This is a genomic window from Massilia sp. Mn16-1_5, assembly GCF_004798585.1.
GTDB lineage: Bacteria > Pseudomonadota > Gammaproteobacteria > Burkholderiales > Burkholderiaceae_D > Telluria.
Genome location: NZ_PPXQ01000068.1, coordinates 1 through 476, shown reverse-complemented (window position 1 = coordinate 476; position 476 = coordinate 1). Strand labels below are relative to the sequence as shown.

The window sequence follows — 476 nt, the reverse complement described above, 5'->3', positions numbered from 1 at the left end:
ATTACTCGCCTACGGGGGGCAGCAGTGAGGAATATTGGTCAATGGGCGAGAGCCTGAACCAGCCAAGTAGCGTGCAGGATGACGGCCCTCCGGGTTGTAAACTGCTTTTAGTTGGGAATAAAAAAAGGGACTTGTCCCTTCTTGTATGTACCTTCAGAAAAAGGACCGGCTAATTCCGTGCCAGCAGCCGCGGTAATACGGAAGGTCCAGGCGTTATCCGGATTTATTGGGTTTAAAGGGAGCGTAGGCTGGAGATTAAGTGTGTTGTGAAATGTAGACGCTCAACGTCTGACTTGCAGCGCATACTGGTTTCCTTGAGTACGCACAACGTTGGCGGAATTCGTCGTGTAGCGGTGAAATGCTTAGATATGACGAAGAACTCCGATTGCGAAGGCAGCTGACGGGAGCGCAACTGACGCTTAAGCTCGAAGGTGCGGGTATCGAACAGGATTAGATACCCCTGTAGTCGCGCGAGA

General features: G+C 51.5%; 1 rRNA gene. It reads left to right on the top strand.

The features are described 5' to 3' along the window. Positions 1-476, top strand: a 16S ribosomal RNA gene (locus tag C2862_RS25580); the annotation flags it as partial.